The organism is Bacillus sp. 522_BSPC (assembly GCF_001076885.1).
Taxonomy (GTDB): domain Bacteria; phylum Bacillota; class Bacilli; order Bacillales; family Cytobacillaceae; genus Niallia; species Niallia hominis.
In genome coordinates this window covers 214-22,682 of record NZ_JVDT01000243.1, presented here as the reverse complement: position 1 = coordinate 22,682, position 22,469 = coordinate 214, and the positions used below count along the sequence as shown (strand labels likewise).

At 36.6% G+C, this 22,469-nt stretch carries 22 protein-coding genes and 1 tRNA gene; 21 read left to right on the top strand and 2 right to left on the bottom strand.

Going from position 1 to position 22,469, the window contains the following annotated elements; genetic code table 11:
• Positions 1-14: 14 nt before the first annotated feature.
• From hisD to trxB, 9 genes are all read left to right on the top strand, one after another.
• Positions 15-1,280, top strand: a complete 1,266-nt coding sequence (hisD, locus tag ADJ83_RS19900) for a histidinol dehydrogenase (RefSeq protein ID WP_031540661.1) — start codon at positions 15-17, stop codon at positions 1,278-1,280.
• A gap of 182 nt (positions 1,281-1,462) precedes the next feature.
• Positions 1,463-2,050 (top strand): imidazoleglycerol-phosphate dehydratase HisB, encoded by a 588-nt coding sequence (hisB, locus tag ADJ83_RS19895; protein ID WP_031540662.1) that lies wholly within the window; start codon positions 1,463-1,465, stop codon positions 2,048-2,050.
• The gene (gene hisH / locus ADJ83_RS19890) at positions 2,051-2,674 is read left to right on the top strand and encodes an imidazole glycerol phosphate synthase subunit HisH (RefSeq protein ID WP_031540663.1); all 624 of its coding nucleotides are present in this window, start codon (positions 2,051-2,053) and stop codon (positions 2,672-2,674) included.
• A 6-nt stretch (positions 2,675-2,680) separates the two neighbouring features.
• Positions 2,681-3,409: a 1-(5-phosphoribosyl)-5-[(5-phosphoribosylamino)methylideneamino]imidazole-4-carboxamide isomerase gene (hisA, locus tag ADJ83_RS19885; RefSeq protein ID WP_031540664.1), complete on the top strand. Its 729-nt coding sequence runs from the start codon at positions 2,681-2,683 to the stop codon at positions 3,407-3,409.
• Between the two features lie 44 nt (positions 3,410-3,453).
• A complete protein-coding gene (hisF, locus tag ADJ83_RS19880) occupies positions 3,454-4,212 on the top strand; it encodes an imidazole glycerol phosphate synthase subunit HisF (protein ID WP_031540665.1) in 759 nt (252 codons plus the stop codon).
• Positions 4,209-4,853, top strand: a complete 645-nt coding sequence (gene hisIE, locus ADJ83_RS19875; RefSeq protein WP_031540666.1) for a bifunctional phosphoribosyl-AMP cyclohydrolase/phosphoribosyl-ATP diphosphatase HisIE — start codon at positions 4,209-4,211, stop codon at positions 4,851-4,853. The genes hisF and hisIE overlap by 4 nt, the downstream gene beginning before the upstream one ends.
• Entirely contained in the window at positions 4,831-5,004 is a 174-nt protein-coding gene (locus ADJ83_RS26085) for a hypothetical protein (RefSeq protein WP_204375777.1), read from the top strand. The genes hisIE and ADJ83_RS26085 overlap by 23 nt, the downstream gene beginning before the upstream one ends.
• A 121-nt stretch (positions 5,005-5,125) precedes the next feature.
• A complete protein-coding gene (locus tag ADJ83_RS19870) occupies positions 5,126-6,643 on the top strand; it encodes a tetratricopeptide repeat protein (RefSeq protein WP_031540667.1) in 1,518 nt (505 codons plus the stop codon).
• Between the two features lie 661 nt (positions 6,644-7,304).
• Positions 7,305-8,255 (top strand): thioredoxin-disulfide reductase, encoded by a 951-nt coding sequence (gene trxB, locus ADJ83_RS19860; protein WP_031540669.1) that lies wholly within the window; start codon positions 7,305-7,307, stop codon positions 8,253-8,255.
• 696 nt (positions 8,256-8,951) lie between these two features.
• Here the strand turns inward: trxB and ADJ83_RS25080 are convergent.
• Positions 8,952-9,488 carry a nuclease-related domain-containing protein gene (locus ADJ83_RS25080; RefSeq protein WP_048718872.1) on the bottom strand — a complete coding sequence of 179 codons (537 nt, stop codon included), beginning with the start codon at positions 9,486-9,488 and terminating at the stop codon, positions 8,952-8,954.
• A 169-nt stretch (positions 9,489-9,657) separates the two neighbouring features.
• On the opposite strand from ADJ83_RS25080, the gene ADJ83_RS19845 reads away from it, so the two are divergent.
• The 5 genes from ADJ83_RS19845 to ADJ83_RS19825 all read left to right on the top strand — a co-directional run bounded on the left by ADJ83_RS19845 (position 9,658) and on the right by ADJ83_RS19825 (position 13,383).
• A complete protein-coding gene (locus ADJ83_RS19845) occupies positions 9,658-10,116 on the top strand; it encodes an NUDIX hydrolase (RefSeq protein ID WP_031540670.1) in 459 nt (152 codons plus the stop codon).
• A gap of 21 nt (positions 10,117-10,137) precedes the next feature.
• A complete protein-coding gene (gene rapZ / locus ADJ83_RS19840) occupies positions 10,138-11,019 on the top strand; it encodes an RNase adapter RapZ (RefSeq protein ID WP_031540671.1) in 882 nt (293 codons plus the stop codon).
• On the top strand, positions 11,016-11,972 hold the full coding sequence (locus ADJ83_RS19835) for a gluconeogenesis factor YvcK family protein (protein ID WP_031540672.1): 957 nt from the start codon (positions 11,016-11,018) through the stop codon (positions 11,970-11,972). The genes rapZ and ADJ83_RS19835 overlap by 4 nt, the downstream gene beginning before the upstream one ends.
• A 44-nt stretch (positions 11,973-12,016) precedes the next feature.
• Positions 12,017-12,961: a DNA-binding protein WhiA gene (gene whiA / locus ADJ83_RS19830; protein WP_031540673.1), complete on the top strand. Its 945-nt coding sequence runs from the start codon at positions 12,017-12,019 to the stop codon at positions 12,959-12,961.
• A gap of 173 nt (positions 12,962-13,134) precedes the next feature.
• Complete coding sequence (locus ADJ83_RS19825) at positions 13,135-13,383, top strand: HPr family phosphocarrier protein (RefSeq protein WP_031540674.1); 249 nt, start codon at positions 13,135-13,137, stop codon at positions 13,381-13,383.
• A 94-nt stretch (positions 13,384-13,477) separates the two neighbouring features.
• Here the strand turns inward: ADJ83_RS19825 and clpP are convergent, their stop codons facing one another.
• Positions 13,478-14,083, bottom strand: a complete 606-nt coding sequence (gene clpP / locus ADJ83_RS19820) for an ATP-dependent Clp endopeptidase proteolytic subunit ClpP (RefSeq protein ID WP_031540675.1) — start codon at positions 14,081-14,083, stop codon at positions 13,478-13,480.
• A 500-nt stretch (positions 14,084-14,583) separates the two neighbouring features.
• Here clpP and ADJ83_RS19815 point away from each other — a divergent pair.
• The 7 genes from ADJ83_RS19815 to eno all read left to right on the top strand — a co-directional run bounded on the left by ADJ83_RS19815 (position 14,584) and on the right by eno (position 22,227).
• Positions 14,584-14,655 (top strand) — tRNA-Arg (locus tag ADJ83_RS19815).
• Positions 14,656-15,191: 536 nt separating this feature from the next.
• On the top strand, positions 15,192-16,208 hold the full coding sequence (locus ADJ83_RS19810) for a sugar-binding transcriptional regulator (RefSeq protein WP_031540676.1): 1,017 nt from the start codon (positions 15,192-15,194) through the stop codon (positions 16,206-16,208).
• Between the two features lie 54 nt (positions 16,209-16,262).
• Positions 16,263-17,273, top strand: coding sequence for a type I glyceraldehyde-3-phosphate dehydrogenase (gene gap / locus ADJ83_RS19805; RefSeq protein WP_031540677.1), 1,011 nt, complete (start codon positions 16,263-16,265; stop codon positions 17,271-17,273).
• Between the two features lie 112 nt (positions 17,274-17,385).
• Complete coding sequence (locus ADJ83_RS19800) at positions 17,386-18,570, top strand: phosphoglycerate kinase (RefSeq protein ID WP_031540678.1); 1,185 nt, start codon at positions 17,386-17,388, stop codon at positions 18,568-18,570.
• A 35-nt stretch (positions 18,571-18,605) separates the two neighbouring features.
• Positions 18,606-19,367: a triose-phosphate isomerase gene (gene tpiA, locus ADJ83_RS19795; protein WP_031540679.1), complete on the top strand. Its 762-nt coding sequence runs from the start codon at positions 18,606-18,608 to the stop codon at positions 19,365-19,367.
• Positions 19,360-20,895: a 2,3-bisphosphoglycerate-independent phosphoglycerate mutase gene (gene gpmI / locus ADJ83_RS19790; protein WP_031540680.1), complete on the top strand. Its 1,536-nt coding sequence runs from the start codon at positions 19,360-19,362 to the stop codon at positions 20,893-20,895. Before tpiA ends, gpmI begins: the two co-directional genes overlap by 8 nt.
• 36 nt (positions 20,896-20,931) lie before the next feature.
• On the top strand, positions 20,932-22,227 hold the full coding sequence (eno, locus tag ADJ83_RS19785; protein WP_031540681.1) for a phosphopyruvate hydratase: 1,296 nt from the start codon (positions 20,932-20,934) through the stop codon (positions 22,225-22,227).
• Positions 22,228-22,469: the final 242 nt, after the last annotated feature.

The window sequence follows — 22,469 nt, the reverse complement described above, 5'->3', positions numbered from 1 at the left end:
AAGGGGATTTCGAGATGAGGATTGTGAAAGATATAGAGAATATTAGCTTAAAACGTTCTGTTGATGCTGGAACAGTAGAGCAGAGAAAAGCCGTTATCGACATAATGGAAAACGTAAAAAGAAATGGTGATCAAGCATTAATCGAATATACAAAAAAATGGGATGGAGCAAATCTATCAAGTCTTCTTGTAAGGGAAGAAGAGATTGCGGTTGCCTACGATAATGTTGAAAAGGATATGATTTCTATTATCAAGGAGGCAGCTGCAAACATTAAAGATTACCATCAAAAGCAGCTAAAAACTTCATGGAGTTTCACACAAGAAAATGGATCAATCCTTGGTCAAAGAATTCTGCCTTTAGATTCAGTTGGTGTATATGTGCCAGGCGGAACGGCAGCCTATCCTTCATCTGTATTAATGAATGTAATTCCAGCAATTGTTGCAGGAGTGAATCGGATTGTAATGGTATCTCCACCAAGTGAAAACGGAACACTTCCTCCTGCAGTACTAGTAGCAGCAGATATTGCAGGAGTTAAGGAAATTTATAAAGTGGGAGGAGCACAGGGGATTGCTGCTTTAGCCTATGGAACAGAATCGATTGAAAAGGTCGATAAAATTGTTGGTCCTGGGAATATCTTTGTAGCCCTTGCAAAACGAGAAGTTTTTGGAGATGTTGCCATTGATATGATTGCTGGTCCAAGTGAAATTGCGATAATAGCAGATGAAACGGCCAGAGCAAAAGAAATAGCAGCAGATTTATTATCACAGGCAGAGCATGATGAAAGAGCTTCATCTGTTCTTGTGACTACTTCTCCAAAATTAGCAGAAGAGGTTTCGAAAGAAGTAGAAATACAGTTAAGTGATTTGCCGCGAAAAGAAATAGCGAAAAAATCAATAGATCAATATGGATTTATTGTCGTTGTAAACACACTGGAAGAAGCTGTGACAATCATTAATACAATTGCCCCAGAACATTTAGAAATAATCACAGAAAATCCGTCTGATATTCTGGAAAAGATTCGCCATGCAGGTTCCATCTTTCTTGGAAGATATAGTTCAGAACCAGTCGGCGATTACTTTGCAGGAACGAACCATGTATTGCCGACAAATGGTACAGCAAGATTCTCTAATCCATTAAATGTAGATGATTTTCAAAAAAAATCTAGTGTTATCCAATACAGTGAAGCAGCATTTCGCGAAAATGCCCCAAAAATAGCTAAATTTGCACGATTAGAAGGGTTAGAAGCCCATGCAAGAGCAATAGAAGCCCGCGATAAGTAAATAATTAGTATCGATAGTTTTGACAAAGAATGACGATAGTGACCTTAGCAGCAAAGATAAAGTGGAGGTACGGTCATTCGGCTATGGGATTAGCGATAATGGGAAGACTCTAAGGGGCAAGCGAACTGCCGCCAAATAGAAAGATATCTTTCAAGGTTACTATACAAAAAGGAGGAAGGAATATGGGAAGAACCGCTGCAATCAATAGAAAAACAGGAGAAACAAACATTCAGTTATCTTTAAATATAGACGGAGAAGGAGTTTCTGAAATCGATACAGGCGTACCATTTATGAATCACATGCTAGATTTATTTACAAAACACGGTCAATTTAATTTGACGGTACAAGCAAATGGCGATATTGAAGTAGATGATCACCATACTACAGAAGATATTGGAATATGTCTTGGAATGGCGCTGAAGGATGCTCTTGGTGATAAAAAGGGCATAAAACGATATGGAAATAGCTTTGTACCAATGGATGATACGTTAGCGCAAGTAGTAATAGATTTAAGTAATAGACCGCATCTAGAATTTCGTGCTGAATTTCCAAGTGATAAAGTTGGGACGTTTGATACCGAACTTGTCCATGAATTTCTATGGAAATTTGCATTAGAAGCTAGAATGAATCTTCATGTTATTTTACATTACGGACACAATACTCATCATATGATTGAAGCGATTTTTAAAGCGATGGCTCGTGCACTAGATGAAGCTACGACAATTGACCCTAGAATCAAGGGGATTCCTTCGACGAAAGGGATGCTGTAAATGATCGGGATTATTGATTATGGAATGGGAAATTTGTTCAGTGTGAGTAAAGCACTGGAACGATTAAATGCTCCTTATTTTATTTCAGAGGACAAAGAAGCTTTGTTAAACGCAGATGCATTAATTCTTCCTGGCGTGGGTGCATTTAAAGATGCGATGGCAAAGCTAAAGGAGACTGGCTTAGCGGAGATGATTGACACATTTGTTGACAGTGGCAAGCCTTTTTTAGGAATATGTCTTGGAATGCAGCTATTGTTTGAGTCGAGTGAGGAGCATGGCTACAGTGAAGGCTTGAAATTATTGCCTGGAAAAGTAGTTCGTTTTCCTGGAATAGCAGAAGATGGTTCAGCATATAAGGTACCTCATATGGGCTGGAACAAGCTTCATTTTAAGAAAGAGTCATCAATAGCACCAAATAGGGACGATGATTTTGTTTATTTTGTGCACTCCTATTATGCAGATACAAAAGACGAAGTAATCATCGCGAGCTGTTCCTATGATAAAGAGGTACCAGCAGTAGTGGGAAGAAACAATGTATATGGCATGCAGTTTCATCCAGAGAAAAGTAGTAAATTGGGTATGCATTTATTAAGCAATTTTGCTAGTTTAATACAGGAAGGATGAACTTACATGACCTTTATCTTATATCCTGCTATTGATATGCGGGGCGGAAAATGTGTCCGTTTGCTTCAAGGGGACTATGATAAAGAAACAATCTATGGTGATTCACCGTTTGATATGGCCAAGAGCTTTGTTGAGCAGGGTGCTAAATGGATACATATGGTTGATTTAGATGGTGCAAAAGATGGCAAAAGAGTAAACGACCAATTTGTTATTGATGCAGCAAAAAAATTAGGTGTGAAAGTGCAAATTGGAGGAGGCATTAGACAAGAGGAAGATATTGTTCACTATTTAGAAAATGGGGTAACGAGAGTAATACTCGGCAGTGTTGCTGTTTCTAATCCAGAATTTGCGATGGAGATGATTCGGAAATATGGAAAGGGAATTGCCATTGGAATCGATGCGAAAAATGGACTTGTAGCGACACATGGATGGCTGTCGACCTCTGAGGTGAAAGCTGTAGAGTTGGGGAAACGATTTGCAGAAGCAGGAGCCGAGACCTTTATTTTTACGGATATTGCAACAGATGGCATGTTGAGTGGCCCAAATATAGAGGCAATTGAAGAAATGGCTTTGGCAACAAAAAAAGAAGTGATTGCATCCGGTGGAGTAAGTAGTATAGAAGATCTTAAGCGGCTGAAAGAGATACACTCTAAGGGTGTTGGCGGTGCGATTATAGGCAAGGCGTTATATGAAGGAAGGTTCACACTAGAAGAAGCTTTGGGGAAAATGTACTAGCGGAAGAAACATTTCGACAAGCTCATTGTGAGAGGGGTTTTAAAATGTTAACAAAGCGAATTATTCCATGTTTGGATGTTAAAGATGGACGGGTTGTAAAAGGAATCCAATTTGTTCAATTAAGAGATGCAGGAGATCCAGTTGAATTAGCGCGCTTTTATGATGAACAAGGAGCAGATGAATTGGTATTTCTCGATATATCTGCTTCACATGAAGGTAGAAAGACAATGGTAGAAGTAGTAATGGAAGTGGCATCCCAGCTTGCTATTCCTTTTACTGTTGGAGGAGGCATTCATTCATTAGAGGATATGAAAAAAATTCTTCGTGCGGGTGCGGATAAGGTATCATTAAATACAGCTGCAGTGCTAAATCCATCTTTGATTGAAGAAGGGGCTAATTTTTTTGGTTCTCAATGTATTGTAGTTGCGATTGATGCAAAATATGATGCAGCACTTGAATCATGGCGGGTATATACACATGGTGGTAGAAATCCAGTTGATAAAGATGTTATTACGTGGGCAAAAGAAGTGGTAGAACTTGGAGCAGGTGAAATCCTATTAACAAGCATGGATTCGGATGGAGAGAAAAATGGCTTTAATCTAGCATTAACAAAAGCAGTGAGTGAGGCTGTTTCTGTTCCTGTTATTGCTTCAGGAGGAGCTGGAAATGCTGCCCATTTTGAAGAAGCGTTTAAAGAGGGAAAAGCTGATGCTGCGCTGGCTGCTTCTATTTTTCACTATAAAGAAACATCTGTTCATGAAGTAAAGGAATATTTGAAGGAAAAGGGAGTGCTTGTCAGATGAATGTAGAGGAATTGAAATTTGATGAAAAAGGATTAATTCCTGCTATTGTACAGGATGCTACTACGAAAGAAGTGTTAACACTTGCTTATATGAATAAAGAATCCTTAGAAAAATCCTTACAAACAGGGGAGACTTGGTTTTATAGCCGTTCTAGACAAGAACTTTGGCATAAAGGGGCAACAAGTGGCAATACACAGCAAATTGTAGAGATTAAATATGATTGCGATCAAGATGCATTAGTAGTATTCACCAATCCAGCTGGTCCTGCTTGCCATAATGGAACAACAAGCTGTTTTATAGAGAGCATTTATCAAAATAAAGAAGCAGTTAAAAAAGTATCTGCAGATTATCAGATTCTGGCTAACTTAGAGAAAGTTATTGAAGAAAGAGATAGAAATCGTCCTGAAGGTACATATACAACGTATTTATTTGAAAAAGGGGTAGATAAGATTCTGAAGAAAGTCGGAGAAGAAGCAGCAGAAGTTATTATTGCTGCGAAAAATCGCGATTCAGAGGAATTGAAATGGGAAGCATCCGATCTTCTTTATCATTTATTCGTCCTATTAAGAGAGCAAAAACTTCCATTTTCTGAAATTTTAAATGTATTGGAAGCACGTCATGAAGAGAAGCAAGGTAAGTAAAGAGATAGAAAAAGAGGCCCATTCGATTAAGAAGAATGAGCCTTTTTACTTTTTGCTTGTACGTGAATGGCTTCATCGAAAAGTTATTCCGACCCCTTTTTCCTACCAACAAATTTCTGCTTTAAATTCATACACTTTTTTTCCAAAATAGGATTGACTCTTCTCCGAAATGAACTTAATATGGTATAATTGTTTAGTTAACAATAACCATTTATTTTAGCATGCTATTTATCTCTTGCTTTATAAGGGAACATATATATATTGGAGGATTTATGAATAAAAACTCAAGTAGAGTACAACCAGTGGGTAAACTTATTACATTTAATCCTACAGGCGAATTTTATTTTAACAAAGGAATTAAAGCATACCATCAAAGAGATTATTATAAATCCCTTAAATATTTGCAAAGAGCACTGGCGTTGGAGCCAGGAGAACCAATGATTGCGTGTCAGCTTGCAGTCGTTTATGCAGATGTTGGAGAATATCAAAAATCAAATGAACTTCTCCATGATATTATTGAAGAATTAGATGAGGGTATGGTTGAGTGTTATTATTTCCTAGCGAATAATTATGCCCATTTAGGATTTTTTAAAGATGCATATTATCATGCAAAACTCTATTTAAGTCTGGATAAAGATGGGGAGTTTGTAGAGGATACGGAAGACCTAATGGAGGTTCTTTCTTTGGAATCCGATGAGCTTGAGGAAGAAGAAGCCTACGAGGAAGAAGATCTTATTACAAGACAGGAGCAGGCAAGAGCATTGCTTGAGTCTGGTAACTTTGCAAAGGCTGTAGAAGTGCTGACGAAAGTGATTCAAGATTATCCAGAGTATTGGTCGGCCTATAATAATTTAGCTTTAGCTCATTTTTATCTTGGTCAATCGGAAAAGGCTAGCGAAATTTTAGAGCATGTATTGACTCAGAATATAGGAAACTTACATGCTTTATGTAATAAGCTAGTATTTGCCTATTATCAAAATAACGATGCTCATGTTGCGGAAATGGCAGCTATTTTAAGAAAAATCAACCCTATTTCTATTGATCATCAATTCAAACTAGGCACTACTTTCGCACTTATTGGCGAGTATGACACGGCGTATTTTTGGTTGAAGAAGATTTATAAACAAGGATTCCAAGGAGACAGTTCTTTTTACTATTGGTTATCGTATTCCGCGTATAACACAGGAAATAAGCAAACGGCAAAAAAAGCATGGAAAAAAGTATTGGAGCAGCAGCCAGAAAAAGAAGGACAAGAACCATGGAATAATTTGGATTATAAGGTTAGTGGATTTGAGGAGCATCTTAGCTCTATTCTGAAAAGATTTGACAGCAATCATGTAGAGGAACGATTGTTTGCGACATTCTTAACTTCTGTATCTAGTCAAAAGGAAAAAATTCTTTCTTCATCTGCTATGCAGTTAAAGAATTGTTCAACGAAATTAGAACAAGATTATTTAGCCTTTGTGAAGACTGGTACTGAAATAGAGGATCCGTTCCTATATGTTGCACATCATACAGCAGAGCAAATTTATACGAACTATCATCCAATTGGAACAGAAGAAACTAGCTTATATCTACTATGGTTTTCAGCAATCATGGAAATGCAAACAGCCGGTACTTTATATAAAAATTGCATTGCCAGTGCAGCAGCTATCGATTATTTATGGAATCAAACTCGTGAGACAAAAAAGACCCAGCAAGAAATTGCCGATCAGTATGGACTCTCTACTTCAACATTACAGAAATATATAAAGTCAATGAAGGATTATATGCAACCTATCTATAGTTAATATCTATCATTTAGGATGTTTTATGCGTTTAATGAAAAATAATTCCTTATAGAAGCAGTTTAATTCGGATAGAATTTAGCTGCTTCTTTTTTTAGGTTGCTTTAGGGATGTATTTTAATAGCAGTTGAAATGGATTAAATGATTAAATAGATGATAAAAAGAGTTATAATTAATCTAATAATATGGTGAATGATATTTATTTTTCTATAAAGGTAAAAGCCATTTGCGATGGCAAGAATGCTAATGAAGACGATCATGTTTACCAAGTTTTAACTAATCAATTAGACGAACTTTTGAAGGAAGAAGAAGAATTACGGGAGCGGAGACTAATTTTAGCAAATGAGGTCAAGAAACTAAAGGATTTGATATAAATCTTTTAGAAATTACATAATAAAGAGTGGAAAAAATAGGGGGACTACATAAATTCCAATAAATTCTATCCTAGATTACTGCCTATCCGTAAATGATTATTCAGCTATTTTTGAAAATTTTTCGAGTTTGAGCAGATTTTTGGACGGATAGGGGATTGGTTTTATAGGATAGTAATAGATAATCATACTTATAATAAGAAATAGAAATTAATTTAAAGATTGATTCTTTTATCTAAGCGTTTATTTAGTATAATAAATGCGTTAGTTAATGGGAAAAGGAGTTTTTGAAAATGACAGAAGAAAAAATTTATGATGTTGTTATTATTGGGGCAGGACCAGCTGGAATGACAGCTGCTGTTTATACTTCTCGTGCCAATCTTTCTACATTAATGATAGAAAGAGGAATACCTGGTGGACAGATGGCGAATACAGAAGAAGTGGAAAACTTTCCTGGATTTGAAAGTATCTTAGGCCCAGACCTATCCAATAAAATGTTTAATCATGCAAAGAAATTCGGTGCTGAATATGCTTATGGTGATATTAAAGAAATAGTGGATGGAAAAGAATACAAAACAGTGAAAGCTGGTTCAAAAGAATTTAAAGCAAGATCTATTATTATTTCTACAGGTGCAGAATATAAAAAGGTTGGCGTACCAGGTGAAAAAGAATTAGGAGGTCGCGGTGTCTCTTACTGTGCTGTATGTGATGGTGCGTTCTTTAAGAATAAGCGTCTATTTGTTATCGGCGGAGGAGATTCAGCAGTTGAAGAAGGTGTATACTTGACTCGTTTTGCATCACAGGTGACGATTGTACACAGACGCGATGAATTAAGAGCACAGAAAATTCTTCAAAAAAGAGCGTTTGATAATGAAAAGGTTGACTTTATTTGGAATCATACGATTAAAGCAATTAATGAAAAGGATGGGAAAGTGGGCAGTGTGACACTTGTTTCCACTTTAGATCAAACAGAGCAAGAGCTAGAGGCTGACGGCGTGTTTATTTACATTGGCATGGTTCCATTATCTAAACCATTTGAAAGCTTAGGAATTACCAATGAAAATGGTTATATTGAAACAGACGATCAAATGGAAACGAAAGTACCAGGTATATTTGCGGCTGGTGACATTCGTGAAAAGACACTTCGCCAAATTGTTACTGCAACTGGTGACGGAAGTATCGCTGCCCAAAGCGCTCAGCATTATGTGGAAGAGTTAGCAGAATCATTAAAACAACAAGCATAACCACTTCTTAAAAGTGTCATTCCGTTTTAATTGGAATGTAACAGTAGTGAAACATATTTGGGGTATCATATAAGTAGAAATTGACCCCCTTTTAAGATATATTTTTTAGCATAGGCTTATACAGCCTATGCCTTTTTTTGCTTGGGCAGATTTTTGGTTTGGCTGATAAATGGTAACTTTCGCGAATAACTTCGAGGTTTTCGCGAATACTTCACTTTTTTTCACGAATAACTCAATAATTTTAGTGCATATCACGTTAAATGATACAAATACTTCTTTTCATTCAAAAAAATCTTTCGAAGGGTAATAAATTCTCCCTCGATTTTCACCTGTATAAGGTAATTTCATTGAAACAAGAAGCCGATTAGCGGTATCTTTGGATGTAATATGGACAAATTCAAGAAATTCCTTACTGGTAATAGAAGGTTTGATTAAGAGGAAATAATCCTCTACTGCTTTTATATGAGCCAGTTTATCAAATGTGGAACATGATGGACAAAACCAGTTACGCATTTTTCTTATCATCGCAAATGCTTTACAGTGAGGGCATTGAACACCTGTTATAATGTCTTTTTTGTTTATTCGGTATTTTTCCAATATATTAGTGTTTTCCGAGGTATGATGCTTGCGAAGAAATTTGGAGATTTTGAGTAGGCTTTTTTCATCTATAACATTTACTTTATATTTTCTTTGTAACTAATCCCATTTATCAAGAAAACTATGGCTGTGAAGAACATGATTTTTTATGGAGGGATTTCCTTTTATGATTGTAGAGGGTTTAGAAATAATAACGAGGGGTTCAATGGGGGGAATGGTAAAGTGGTGTTTTTGTAAGAAATGCTCTAATTGTCGCTTTAATCTATTTACTTGGGAGATAGGATCTAAGTATCCCCCTTCTTGATTATTTCTAATTCGAGTAAACTGGTTTAAGGTTGTATCAAAAATTAATGTGCCTAAGTAGTTTTTACAGTCAATAATGACAAAAAAGAAACGAGTCAGCAGGAGATAGTCTATTTGAAAATAAGATTTACCATTATATAAACGAAGATTATGAATAATAAAGCATTCTTTATCTGGTATAAAATCAAGGTAGTAGGTTAGTTCCTTTTCACCTTTATAGCCTCGTAAATGAATATAGACATCTTTTTTGATGGTCCAATCTTTACCTCCGCGTTGTAAGAGAGCTTCCATTTTTCTTAATTTCAAACTCTTTTTTATAAAATTAATATACAAGAACAATACACATCCTTTTCAAAAGATTATATCATTCATTCTCCGTAATGAATGAAGAATCCTTCCTAATTGGAAAAGGCAATTTATTGTGAGGGCATGACAATAATAGTATAATAAAAGGAATGGATAAAAGAAGTGCCTACATACAGAGAAAATCGGGGTGAATAATTTGCAACGTGTGACGAATTGTTTGTTACTTAAAGATAATAAAGTATTGTTATTACAGAAGCCAAGACGTGGTTGGTGGGTAGCGCCAGGTGGCAAAATGGAGCCAGGAGAATCTGTACGAGATTCCTGTATTCGTGAGTATAGAGAAGAAACAGGTATTTATTTAAGAAATCCGAACATAAAAGGGATTTTTACCTTTATTATTAAGGATGGAGATAAGATTGTGTCGGAGTGGATGATGTTCACCTTTTTCTCTACGAACGCTGATGGTGTCAATGTAGATGAATCAGCTGAAGGGAAAATCGTCTGGCATGATTTAGATAATGTGAAAAACTTGCCAATGGCTGAAGGCGATTATCATATATTAGACTACATGATCCATGGGAATGGAATTATCTATGGGACATTTACTTATACACCTGATTTTGAATTAATTAGTTACCGATTAGATCCAAGCTAAAGATTTATAGGGGGAATAAAAATGAGTGCAAGTGAGCCACAAATCGTAATCATCACAGGAATGTCAGGAGCAGGAAAGACAGTTGTTATCCAAAGCTTTGAGGATTTAGGATTTTTTTGTGTAGATAACCTACCTCCAACTCTTTTGCCAAAGTTTCTTGAACTTATGAAAGAGTCTGAGAATAAGATGAATAAGGTTGCTCTTGGGATGGATTTAAGAGGCAGAGAATTTTTTGATGATTTATTCACTGCCCTAGACGATTTAGCAAATTCCTGGGTTGTACCTAAGATCCTTTTTCTAGATGCTGATGACAGCGCGCTAGTTAGAAGGTATAAGGAGACAAGAAGAGTTCATCCCCTTGCACCGTCTGGACTTCCTTTAGAAGGAATTAAAATGGAAAGAGAAATGTTAGAAGAGTTAAAAGGAAGAGCTCAAATTATTTATAATACATCACAAAGCTCTCCCAGAGAACTACGTGAAAAGATTTTAAAAGAGTTCTCTGTTAATAAACAATCCATCTTTACTGTAAATGTGATGAGTTTTGGATTTAAGCATGGACTTCCTATTGATGCAGATTTAGTATTTGATGTGCGTTTTTTACCAAACCCTCATTACGTGGAGCATATGAGACCGAAAACTGGTTTAGATGTAGAAGTATCTAGTTATGTGTTGAAATGGACAGAGACAGGTCAGTTTCTAGAAAAAGTAATTGATTTGTTAACGTTCATGCTGCCCCAATATAAGAGAGAAGGAAAGTCGCAGCTAGTTATTGCGATTGGCTGCACTGGGGGTCAGCACCGCTCTGTTGCGTTAGCAGAATATATTGGACATCATTTTGAAAAAGAATATAATATTGCTATTGCTCACCGTGATATGGAGAGGAGAAAGGACCAGCAGGCATGAGTGAAAAGGAACAGCCAAGAATAGTAATCATCGGGGGAGGAACAGGCCTTTCTGTACTTTTACGAGGATTGAAAAAATATCCAGTGGATATAACAGCAATCGTAACGGTAGCTGATGACGGAGGAAGCTCTGGAAGATTAAGAGAGGATCTTGATATCCCTGCTCCAGGAGATATTCGCAATGTATTAGCAGCACTATCAGATGTGGAGCCATTAGTGGAGGAAATGTTTCAGCATCGATTCACTAATAGTAAAGATTTAGATGGGCATTCATTAGGTAATTTAATTTTAGCTGCAATGACTTCCATTACTGGTAATTTTACCTATGCGATTCAAGAAATGAGCAAAGTACTTAATGTTCGTGGTAAAGTATTACCTGCAACAAGTCATAGTGTTATCTTAAATGCATTAATGGAAGATGGGACGGTTGTTGTTGGAGAATCGAGTATTCCGGAAGCTGGGAAAAAAATAAAGAGAGTATTTCTAACTCCAGAGGATTCTGCTCCGCTTCCTGAAACCATTCATGCTATCCAGCAAGCAGATCTAATTGTAATTGGCCCTGGAAGCTTATATACGAGTATCTTGCCGAATTTGGTTGTCAAAGAAATTAAGGAAGCCGTTCTAGAAGCGAAAGCGAAAAGAGTATATATATGCAATATAATGACACAAGCTGGAGAAACGTTAGATTATACGGCAAGTGATCATGTGAAGGCATTATATGAACATGTTGAACAACCATTTATCGACACGATTATCGTGAACAAAACGAATATCCCAGCAAGTGTACAACAAAGATATGATGAAGAAAAAGCAAAGCCTGTGGTTTTTGATATAAAACGGCTAGAACGGATGGAGCTAGATGTGATAGCTGGCGATATCATCAAGCTTGATCAAGGTGTTATTCGCCATAATACTGTTGAAATGGCGAAAATTCTTTATTCGATAATTGAATAATGGATTAAATTGCATCTGCTTTTTTCTAAAAAGGGGGGAAGGACATGTCTTTTGCGTCAGAAACAAAAAAAGAATTGACAACAATTGAAGCCAAAAATTGCTGTGGAAAAGCAGAATTATCAGCACTGATACAAATGAACGGGACTCTTTCCTTTTCCAACCAGAGGCTAGTTGTAAATATACAAACAGAGAATGCGGCTATAGCTAGAAGAATCTATACCTTGATAAAACGGTATTTCGATATACCAGTTGAATTACTAGTTCGTAAAAAAATGCGCTTAAAAAAGAACAATGTATATATTGTGCGGATTTCTAATCATGGGAAGGAAGTGCTGGAGGAATTAAGTATTCTGAAAGAAGGCTTTGTGTTTACGCATGAAATCTCCCCAGAGCTAATTAAGAAGAAATGCTGTAAACGGTCTTATTTAAGAGGGGCCTTTTTAGCAGGCGGCTCTGTAAATAACCCAGAAACATCTTCCTATCATCTTGAAATAGCATCCTTATATAAAGAGCATATCATTGCCCTTAGTGATTTAATGAATACTTTTGGGTTAAAAAGTAAGACTCTAGAAAGAAAAAAAGGGTTTATTGCTTATTTAAAAGAAGCGGAAAAAATTACGGAGTTCCTTAATATTATTGGTGCACATGGAGCACTTCTTCGCTTTGAAGACATACGAATTGTTAGAGACATGCGAAATTCTGTTAATCGATTGGTCAATTGTGAAACAGCCAATTTAAATAAAACAATTGGGGCTGCATTAAGACAAGTTGAGAATATCCGTTTTATCGATAAAACGGTTGGTTTGCAAATTCTTCCAGATAAGCTAAGAGAAATTGCAGAGTTGCGAGTTGCGTATCAAGATGTAACCCTAAAAGAATTAGGGGAAATGGTATCTTCTGGAAATATAAGTAAATCTGGAATCAATCATCGTTTAAGAAAAATTGATGAAATTGCAGATGCACTACGTCGTGGAGAAGCAGTTAAATAAAAGAAATGGATAATATATAAAGACAGGGATATATATTATCCATTTTTTTGTGTGTGAAAATATTATCAGAAAAGTTTCTTTAAACTGAATTTTATTCCCCTTGGATAGAGCAAAAAACTTATTTTCCTTGTATAATAGATATATTACTACTTTGTTAAAGGGGAGGAAGTTCGATGGTGGAACAAGAAATAACAGTTGGCCTAAAAGCGGGACTTCAAGCGAGACCTGCTGCTTTATTTGTACAGGAGGCAAGTAATTATTTATCAGAAGTATTTATTGAAAAGGATGGAAGAAAGGTAAATGCAAAAAGCATTATGGGGATAATGGGCCTAGCGATAAATTCTGGAGCGACAATTAAACTTATTGTTGATGGTAGCGACGAGGTGGAAGCGCTTCAGAAATTAAAAGATTTGCTTAAGTGATTATTTGATAAATAAAAACTCTCCTTATATATAAAAAGGCTGTTCCCTACCTAGGAACAGCCTTTTTATTAAGTTTATTTGGTTAGTGTGTGAATTAGTTATTTTTTTTGTCTTCTAGAGAATTACGGCTGATAACATGGTCAACTAAACCATATTCTTTTGCTCTATCAGCAGTCATAAAGTTGTCGCGTTCTGTATCTCTTGCGATAATATCAATAGGTTGACCAGTACGCTCAGATAAAATACCGTTTAATTTATCGCGTAAGAATAAAATACGTTTAGCAGCAATTTCAATTTCCGTTGCTTGACCTTGAGCTCCACCAAGTGGTTGGTGAATCATTACTTCACTGTTTGGAAGAGCATAACGCTTCCCTTTTGCACCAGCAGCAAGTAAGAAGGCACCCATAGATGCAGCCATACCAATACAGATTGTTTGAACATCTGGCTTAATATATTGCATTGTGTCATAAATGGCCATCCCAGCAGTGATGCTTCCGCCTGGGCTATTAATATAGATCGATACATCTTTTTCAGGATTTTCTGTTTCTAAGAATAAAAGCTGTGATACGATAGAGTTAGCTACATTATCATCAATAGCACTACCAAGCATAATAATACGGTCTTTTAATAAACGGGAGTAAATATCGTAAGCGCGTTCTCCTCTGTTTGTTTGCTCAATAACTGTAGGAATTAAATTCATTTAAAATCCTCCTTTATAATGTCTGTTCAAAAACGATAAGTATTTGTTTCTTCAGTAAGATGAAAAACATCTAAACTGTATGTAATCCTAATGATACACGGATGGTCAATTAAGGTCAAACGTAAAAGCCTAAATACCTAAAAATATCATTCGACATCTTTTTTTATAGCAGTTTTTCTAAAGTTGTTGCTACGTATATTTTTAAATTTTAAGTTCTATTATAACAGAATGTTAACGATACTATGATTGGCAAATTAACAGTATAATTCCGAATAAGCGGGGAATCACGTAATAACAGAGCCTAATTTTAAAAGTACAATAGCGTTTCATTGGGAAGTCGATACTTGAAGGTATAAGGAGATCCATCCTTTTATTTCCTCTACAATCCTTTCTACATGATACCCATTGCTCCTATTTTTAAACATCATCTATTGCATAAAATAGTAACTTCGCTTATAATATGAAGGCGTTACTTCAATGGGGCGCAAGTTATACACGATGCCCTTGTGGTGCAACGGATAGCACGTAAGATTCCGGTTCTTAAAATGGGGGTTCGATTCCCTCCGAGGGCGCTAATAAAATAATAAAAAGGTTTTTCTGAAGTTTCTAACAATCGTCGATTCTTTAGAAAAACCTTTTTATTTTGCTTCTATTTTTAGTACCTAAAAATAAATCAGATTGCTGATTCAGCTTTTAGGCTGTTTTTCCTTTGTGAGAAGCTTTGTGTTTATATTACTACCTTATTATATTTCTATAAAGACTACTGTTTAAAGAAAGGTTTTCATGTAAAGTATTCAAATATCAAAATTCCTCTTTTTAGTTATTAATACTTGCTTAATATTTTCATTCAAACACCATTTTCCTTTTTCAAAAAAACAATTAAAAATTAAGGGAATAATGATTCATTTTTTCCAAATAGTAAGAAAAGAAAGAACGACACTTTTTCGTCAAATTTTACAAAAAATAGACACATATCAGTTGAATTCATACTATACTGGTGTTAGAATTGTTCTTGTAGCAGGGAAGTTATTTTTTTTGTAGTACCCGGGACGAAAAATGTCTATGTGGGACTTCTTGCGACCACTGTAAGTGAAGGAGCGCATCAAGCATGGTTTCATTTATTGAGATTCAAAAAAGATTATTACCTGATTTACTTACAGTTATGCAAAAAAGGTACTATATTCTGCAATACATTAAGAATATGCAGCCTGTCGGAAGAAGAAGTCTGGCAGTGAGCCTAGGACTGACCGAAAGAGTCTTGAGAAGTGAAGTCGAGTTTTTAAAAGATCAGCAGCTTATACATATTTCAAACATCGGCATGACAGTCACTTTAAAAGGGGAAGAAGTATTGGAAAGTCTTTCTAGTGTAATGAGAGAAGTAACGGGTATTAACGAAATGGAGCAGCTACTGCAACGAAAACTTGGCATCAGTAAGGTAATTATCGTTGCGGGAGACAGTGATCATTCTCCATGGGTAAAAAAAGAATTAGGACTTGCGACAGCAAATTGTATGAAATCTCTCCTAAAGGGAAATAATATCATCGCAGTTACTGGTGGGACTACTATGTCTTCTGTTGCTGATGCGCTAACACCAAGTGTTGCAGATGGCGAATTATTATTTGTTCCTGCTCGTGGTGGAATAGGAGAAGATGTCAAAAATCAGGCAAATACAATTTGTTCCATGATGGCAGACCATACTGCTTCAAAACATCGAGTTTTATACGCTCCAGATGAGGTCAGTGAAGAGATGTACAAAAGCATTTCTAACGACCCTCGTATAAGTGAAGTATTAAAACTTATACGTTCAGCAAACCTTTTAGTTCATGGTATAGGCGAGGCGCTTACGATGGCGAATCGTAGAAATACAACTAAAAGCGATCTAGAAAAGATTAAGAATGCGGAAGCCGTTGGTGAGGCATTTGGGTATTACTTCAATGAAGAGGGAGAGGTTGTCCATAAGGTCCAAACAATTGGCCTTAGACTAGAAGATTTATCTTCCGTACCTAATATTATCGCTGTAGCTGGTGGAGCATCTAAATCAAAGGCTATACGTGCTTATTTAAAAGAAGCACCAACTTCAACTATTTTAATAACAGATGAAGGAGCCGCAAAAAAATTGATATAATGGGAAATCCCTTTATATATTTAATACTCTTAAAATTAGAGGAGGAAATTTATAATGACAGTAAAAGTAGGTATTAACGGTTTTGGACGTATCGGACGTTTAGCATTCAGAAAAATCATGGAAAACCCAGAATTAGAAGTCGTTGCAATCAATGATTTAACTGACACTAAAATGCTAGCACATCTTTTAAAATATGATTCATCTCAAGGAACTTTCCAAGGTGAAATCGAAGTACATGAAGGATACTTCTTAGTAAACGGTCAAAAAGTTGTTACAACTGCTGAAAGAAATCCAGCTGACCTTAAATGGGGAGAACTTGGTGTAGATACAGTTATCGAATCTACTGGTTTCTTCACAACTAAAGAAAAAGCAGAAGCTCACATTCAAGCAGGTGCTAAAAATGTAGTTATTTCTGCTCCAGCAACTGGCGAAATGAAAACAGTTGTTTACAATGTAAACCATGACGTTCTTGATGGAACTGAAACAGTTATCTCTGGTGCTTCTTGTACTACTAACTGTCTTGCTCCTATGGCACAAGTTCTTCAAAATAAATATGGTATCGTATCTGGTTTAATGACTACAATTCACGCTTACACTGGCGACCAAAACACTTTAGATGCTCCACATCCAAAAGGTGACTTCCGTCGTGCGCGTGCAGCTGCTGAAAACATTATTCCTAACTCAACTGGTGCTGCTAAAGCAATCGGTTTAGTATTACCTGAACTTCAAGGTAAATTAGACGGTGCTGCTCAACGTGTTCCAGTTAAAACTGGTTCATTAACAGAGCTTGTAACTGTTCTTGACCAAAAAGTTACTGTTGAAGAAATCAACGCTGCAATGAAAGAAGCTGCTAACGAATCATTCGGTTACACAGAAGAAGAGCTTGTATCTTCTGACATTATCGGAATTAGCTATGGTTCATTATTCGATGCAACTCAAACAAAAGTAATCACTGTTGGTGATCAACAACTTGTTAAAACTGTTGCTTGGTATGATAACGAAATGTCTTACACTAACCAATTAGTAAGAACTGTTAAGCACTTTGCACAACTTGCAACAAAATAATTTCCCTTTTCAATGGAAATATGTGCGAGTTAATAAGCACCCCCTTTAATCAAACAGCGGAAACAACTTTTGTTTCCGCTATTTTAAAAATATGCAGTGGAGGGTACCTATAATGAATAAGAAAACAATTCGTGATATCGATTTAAAAGGGAAAAAAGCTTTTGTTCGCGTTGACTTTAACGTACCAATGAAAGATCAACAAATCACTGATGAAACAAGAATTCAAGCTGCACTTCCAACTATTAACGCTTTAGTAGAAAGTGGAGCAATTGTTATTCTTGCAAGCCACTTAGGACGTCCAAAAGGTGAAGTTGTAGAAGAGTTACGTTTAACTCCTGTTGCAAAACGTCTTTCTGAAATACTAGGTAAAGAAGTTGTAAAAGCTGATGAATCATACGGTGAAGCTGTTAAAGCACAAATCAGCAAGCTTTCAGAAGGAGATGTAATCCTTCTTGAAAACGTACGTTTCAATGCTGGAGAAGAAAAAAATGATGCAGAGTTAGCAAAACAATATGCAGAGCTTGCAGATGTATTTGTAAATGATGCATTTGGTGCTGCACACCGTGCCCATGCTTCAACAGAAGGAATTGCTCATCATATTCCAGCTGTATCTGGATTATTAATGCAAAAAGAACTAGATGTTCTTGGTAAAGCTTTATCCAATCCTGATCGCCCATTCACTGCTATTATTGGTGGAGCAAAAGTTAAGGATAAAATTGGAGTAATTGAAAACCTTCTAGAAAAAGTTGATAACTTAATCATAGGCGGAGGCTTAGCTTATACTTTCGTTAAAGCACTTGGTCATGAAGTTGGTCAATCATTATTAGAAGAAGACAAAATCGATCTTGCTAAATCATATATGGAAAAAGCAAAAGAAAAGGGCGTTAAGTTTTATATGCCTGTTGATGTTACAGTTGCAGATGATTTCTCTAACGATGCTAACATCAAAACAGTTTCTATTGAAGAAATTCCATCTGATTGGGAAGCATTAGATATCGGACCTAAAACACGTGAAATCTATGCAGATGTTATTAAAAGTTCTAAATTAGTAATTTGGAACGGGCCGATGGGTGTTTTCGAATTAGATGCATTCGCTACAGGTACAAAAGCAGTAGCTGAAGCACTTGCTGAATCTCAAGATACATATTCCGTAATCGGTGGTGGAGATTCTGCAGCAGCAGTTGAAAAATTTGATTTAGCGGATAAAATGAGTCACATTTCTACTGGTGGCGGTGCTTCATTAGAATTCATGGAAGGTAAAGAACTTCCAGGTGTAGTGGCATTAAACGACAAATAATATCTTTATAGATATGCATGAAAGGATGTATAACCATGCGCAAACCAATTATTGCAGGTAACTGGAAAATGAACAAAACGCTTCCTGAAGCGGTTGAGTTTGTTCAAGAAGTAAAAGCTTCTGTTCCATCAAGTGAAAAAGTGGATACAGTTGTTTGTGCTCCTGCGTTATTTTTAGGACAATTAGTAGAATTAACAGATGGCACAGATGTAAAAATCGGTGCACAAAATATGCATTTCGAAAAAAATGGTGCATTTACTGGTGAAATCAGCCCAGTAGCATTAGAAAATATCGGTGCAAAATATGTAGTACTTGGTCATTCGGAGCGTCGTGAGTTCTTTAACGAAACAGATGAGTCTGTTAACAAGAAGACAATCGCTGCATTTGAAAATGGTTTAACTCCAATTGTTTGTTGTGGTGAAACACTAGAACAAAGAGAGAACGGCGAAACAAATGACTTTGTTGCAACTCAAGTAACAAAAGCGCTTAACGGCTTAACTCCAGATCAAGCGAAAGCAACAGTTGTTGCATATGAGCCAATCTGGGCAATTGGAACAGGTAAATCTTCTACTTCTGCAGATGCAAACGAAGTATGTGCACATATCCGTAAAGTAGTAAGTGAACAATTTTCTTCAGAGGTTGCTGAACACATCCGTATTCAATACGGCGGTAGTGTAAAGCCTGAGAACATTAAAGAATATATGGCACAGCCAGATATTGATGGAGCATTAGTAGGTGGAGCTAGCCTAGAAGCTCAAAGCTTTTTAGCTTTATTGGAGGCAGGTAAGAATGAGTAAATCTCCAGTAGCTTTAATCATTTTAGATGGTTTTGCTTTAAGAAGCGAACGCATGGGTAATGCTGTAGCACAAGCAAATAAGCCTAATTTCGATAAATATTGGAACTCTTACCCTCATTCTACTTTAGTAGCTAGTGGGGAAGCTGTTGGTCTTCCAGAAGGACAAATGGGTAACTCAGAAGTTGGACATTTGAATATCGGTGCCGGCCGGATCGTATATCAAAGTTTAACAAGAGTTAACCTGTCTATTAGAGAAGGCGAGTTTTACAAAAACGAAACTTTCGTTAATGCAATTAAGCATGTAAAAGAAAAAGGCAAAAATCTTCATTTATTCGGATTATTATCCGATGGTGGAGTTCATAGCCATATTGAGCATATGTTTGCACTTCTTCGTTTAGCAAAAGAAGAAGGCGTAGAAAATGTATATATTCACGGTATTCTAGATGGTCGAGACGTCGGTCAAAAGACTGCTGAGAAATACATTAAAGCTACACAAGAAAAAATGGCTGAATACGGTGTAGGTGAATTTGCTACCATTTCTGGGCGCTACTATTCCATGGATAGAGATAAGCGTTGGGATCGTGTAGAAAAATCATACCGTGCTATGGTATATGGCGATGGACCAGCATACTCTGATCCATTACAAGTAGTAGAGGATAATTACAATAACGGAATCTTTGATGAGTTCGTACTTCCATCTGTAATCACAAAAGAGAACGGTGAGCCAGTTGCGACAATTAAAGATGAAGATGCTGTTATTTTCTATAACTTCCGTCCTGACCGTGCAATTCAAATTTCTAATACGTTCACAAATGAGGACTTCCGTTCATTTGATCGTGGGGAAAAACATCCAAAAGATCTTTACTTTGTATGTTTAACTCATTTTAGTGAAACAGTAAATGGGTATGTTGCATTCAAGCCAACAAACTTGGATAACACTTTAGGTGAAGTACTTTCACAAAACGGATTAACACAGCTTCGTATCGCTGAAACAGAAAAGTATCCACATGTTACTTTCTTTATGAGTGGTGGACGTGAAGCTGAGTTCCCTGGTGAAAAACGTATCTTAATCAATTCACCAAAAGTGGCAACCTATGATTTAAAACCTGAAATGAGTGCATATGAAGTAACAGATGCACTATTGAAGGAAATTGAAGCAGATAATTTTGATGCTATTATTCTAAACTTCGCTAACCCTGATATGGTTGGGCACTCCGGAATGCTTGAACCAACAATCAAAGCGATTGAAACAGTGGACGAATGTTTAGGCAAAATTATCACTTTAATAGAACAAAAAGGTGGTAAAGCAATTATCACAGCTGATCATGGTAACTCTGATGAAGTGGTAACACTTGAAGGAACACCAATGACAGCACATACAACAAATCCAGTTCCTGTTATCGTAACAGATAAGAATGCTGAGTTGCGTACAGATGGGATTTTAGGAGATCTTGCTCCTACTATGTTAGATTTATTAGGAATTGATAAACCAGCAGAAATGACTGGAACATCTATTATTAAAAAATAAGATTTAAGATTTTTATATTTAAAGGAGAGAATAAATATGCCTTATATTCAACAAGTTTATGCTCGTGAAGTATTAGATTCACGTGGTAACCCAACAGTAGAAGTAGAAGTATTAACTGAATCAGGATTCTTTGGTCGCGCACTAGTTCCATCTGGTGCTTCAACTGGTGAATACGAAGCAGTTGAATTACGTGATGGTGACAAATCTCGTTACCTTGGTAAAGGTGTTCTTAAAGCAGTAGAAAACGTAAACGAAGTAATCGCTGAAGCAATTATCGGTATGGACGTTACTGACCAAGTTGGAATCGATAGAGCAATGATCGAACTTGACGGTACAGAAAACAAAGGTAAATTAGGTGCTAACGCAATCCTTGGTGTATCTATGGCTGCTGCACATGCTGCTGCTGAAGTAGTAGGATTACCTTTATACCGTTACCTTGGTGGATTCAATGCAAAACAATTACCAACTCCAATGATGAACATCATCAACGGTGGTTCACATGCTGATAACAACGTTGATTTCCAAGAATTCATGATCTTGCCAGTAGGAGCTCCAACTTTCAAAGAAGCTCTACGTATGGGTGCTGAAGTATTCCATGCATTAAAAGCTGTTTTACATGCAAAAGGTTTAAACACTGCTGTAGGTGATGAAGGTGGATTCGCTCCAAACCTTGGTTCTAACCGTGAAGCATTAGAAGTAATCATCGAAGCAATCAAAAAAGCTGGTTATGAGCCAGGCAAAGATGTATTCTTAGGAATGGACGTTGCTTCTTCTGAATTCTTTAACAAAGAAACTGGAAAATATGATCTTGCTGGAGAAGGCCGTAATGGTTTAACTTCTGAAGAATTAGTATCTTTCTACGAAGAGTTAGTTAACGAATTCCCAATCCTATCTATTGAAGATGGATTAGATGAAAACGACTGGGAAGGTCATAAATTATTAACAGACCGTATCGGTTCTAAAGTACAATTAGTTGGTGATGATTTATTCGTTACAAACACTAAAAAATTAGCTGAAGGTATCGAAAAAGGTATTGCTAACTCAATCCTTATCAAAGTTAACCAAATTGGTACTTTAACTGAAACATTCGAAGCTATCGAAATGGCTAAACGTGCTGGTTACACAGCTGTTGTTTCTCACCGTTCTGGTGAAACAGAAGATGCTACAATCGCTGACATCGCTGTTGCTACAAACGCTGGTCAAATCAAAACTGGTTCTATGTCTCGTACAGATCGTATCGCTAAATACAACCAACTTCTTCGCATCGAAGACGAGCTTGGCGAGTTAGCAGTATACGATGGTCTTAAATCTTTCTATAACCTTAAGAAATAATAGAAGTTAAGCTTTCCTTAACTTGATAAGCACCCTAGCTTTAGGAGATTTCCTATAAGCTAGGGTGCTTTTTAATAATTGTGAAAGAATAGGGAGAAGAGGAGCCGCATCATTTCTCAGTGCCCGAAAACAAGAGATCCAGCAGGAAAAGGGAACAGAGGAGCGTTCTCTGAGCCCGAAAACAAGAGATCCAGCAGGAAAAGGTAACAGAGGAGCGTTCTCTGAGCCCGAAAACAAGAGAT

Excerpts from the sequence above, each read along its gene's own strand:
- hisD (WP_031540661.1), top strand. The coding sequence starts at position 15 with ATGAGGATTGTGAAAGATATAGAGAATATTAGCTTAAAACGTTCTGTT.
- hisB (WP_031540662.1), top strand. The coding sequence starts at position 1,463 with ATGGGAAGAACCGCTGCAATCAATAGAAAAACAGGAGAAACAAACATT.
- hisH (WP_031540663.1), top strand. The coding sequence starts at position 2,051 with ATGATCGGGATTATTGATTATGGAATGGGAAATTTGTTCAGTGTGAGT.
- hisA (WP_031540664.1), top strand. The coding sequence starts at position 2,681 with ATGACCTTTATCTTATATCCTGCTATTGATATGCGGGGCGGAAAATGT.
- hisF (WP_031540665.1), top strand. The coding sequence starts at position 3,454 with ATGTTAACAAAGCGAATTATTCCATGTTTGGATGTTAAAGATGGACGG.
- hisIE (WP_031540666.1), top strand. The coding sequence starts at position 4,209 with ATGAATGTAGAGGAATTGAAATTTGATGAAAAAGGATTAATTCCTGCT.
- ADJ83_RS26085 (WP_204375777.1), top strand. The coding sequence starts at position 4,831 with ATGAAGAGAAGCAAGGTAAGTAAAGAGATAGAAAAAGAGGCCCATTCG.
- ADJ83_RS19870 (WP_031540667.1), top strand. The coding sequence starts at position 5,126 with ATGAATAAAAACTCAAGTAGAGTACAACCAGTGGGTAAACTTATTACA.
- trxB (WP_031540669.1), top strand. The coding sequence starts at position 7,305 with ATGACAGAAGAAAAAATTTATGATGTTGTTATTATTGGGGCAGGACCA.
- rapZ (WP_031540671.1), top strand. The coding sequence starts at position 10,138 with ATGAGTGCAAGTGAGCCACAAATCGTAATCATCACAGGAATGTCAGGA.
- ADJ83_RS19835 (WP_031540672.1), top strand. The coding sequence starts at position 11,016 with ATGAGTGAAAAGGAACAGCCAAGAATAGTAATCATCGGGGGAGGAACA.
- whiA (WP_031540673.1), top strand. The coding sequence starts at position 12,017 with ATGTCTTTTGCGTCAGAAACAAAAAAAGAATTGACAACAATTGAAGCC.
- ADJ83_RS19825 (WP_031540674.1), top strand. The coding sequence starts at position 13,135 with ATGGTGGAACAAGAAATAACAGTTGGCCTAAAAGCGGGACTTCAAGCG.
- clpP (WP_031540675.1), bottom strand. The coding sequence starts at position 14,083 with ATGAATTTAATTCCTACAGTTATTGAGCAAACAAACAGAGGAGAACGC.
- ADJ83_RS19810 (WP_031540676.1), top strand. The coding sequence starts at position 15,192 with ATGGTTTCATTTATTGAGATTCAAAAAAGATTATTACCTGATTTACTT.
- gap (WP_031540677.1), top strand. The coding sequence starts at position 16,263 with ATGACAGTAAAAGTAGGTATTAACGGTTTTGGACGTATCGGACGTTTA.
- ADJ83_RS19800 (WP_031540678.1), top strand. The coding sequence starts at position 17,386 with ATGAATAAGAAAACAATTCGTGATATCGATTTAAAAGGGAAAAAAGCT.
- tpiA (WP_031540679.1), top strand. The coding sequence starts at position 18,606 with ATGCGCAAACCAATTATTGCAGGTAACTGGAAAATGAACAAAACGCTT.
- gpmI (WP_031540680.1), top strand. The coding sequence starts at position 19,360 with ATGAGTAAATCTCCAGTAGCTTTAATCATTTTAGATGGTTTTGCTTTA.
- eno (WP_031540681.1), top strand. The coding sequence starts at position 20,932 with ATGCCTTATATTCAACAAGTTTATGCTCGTGAAGTATTAGATTCACGT.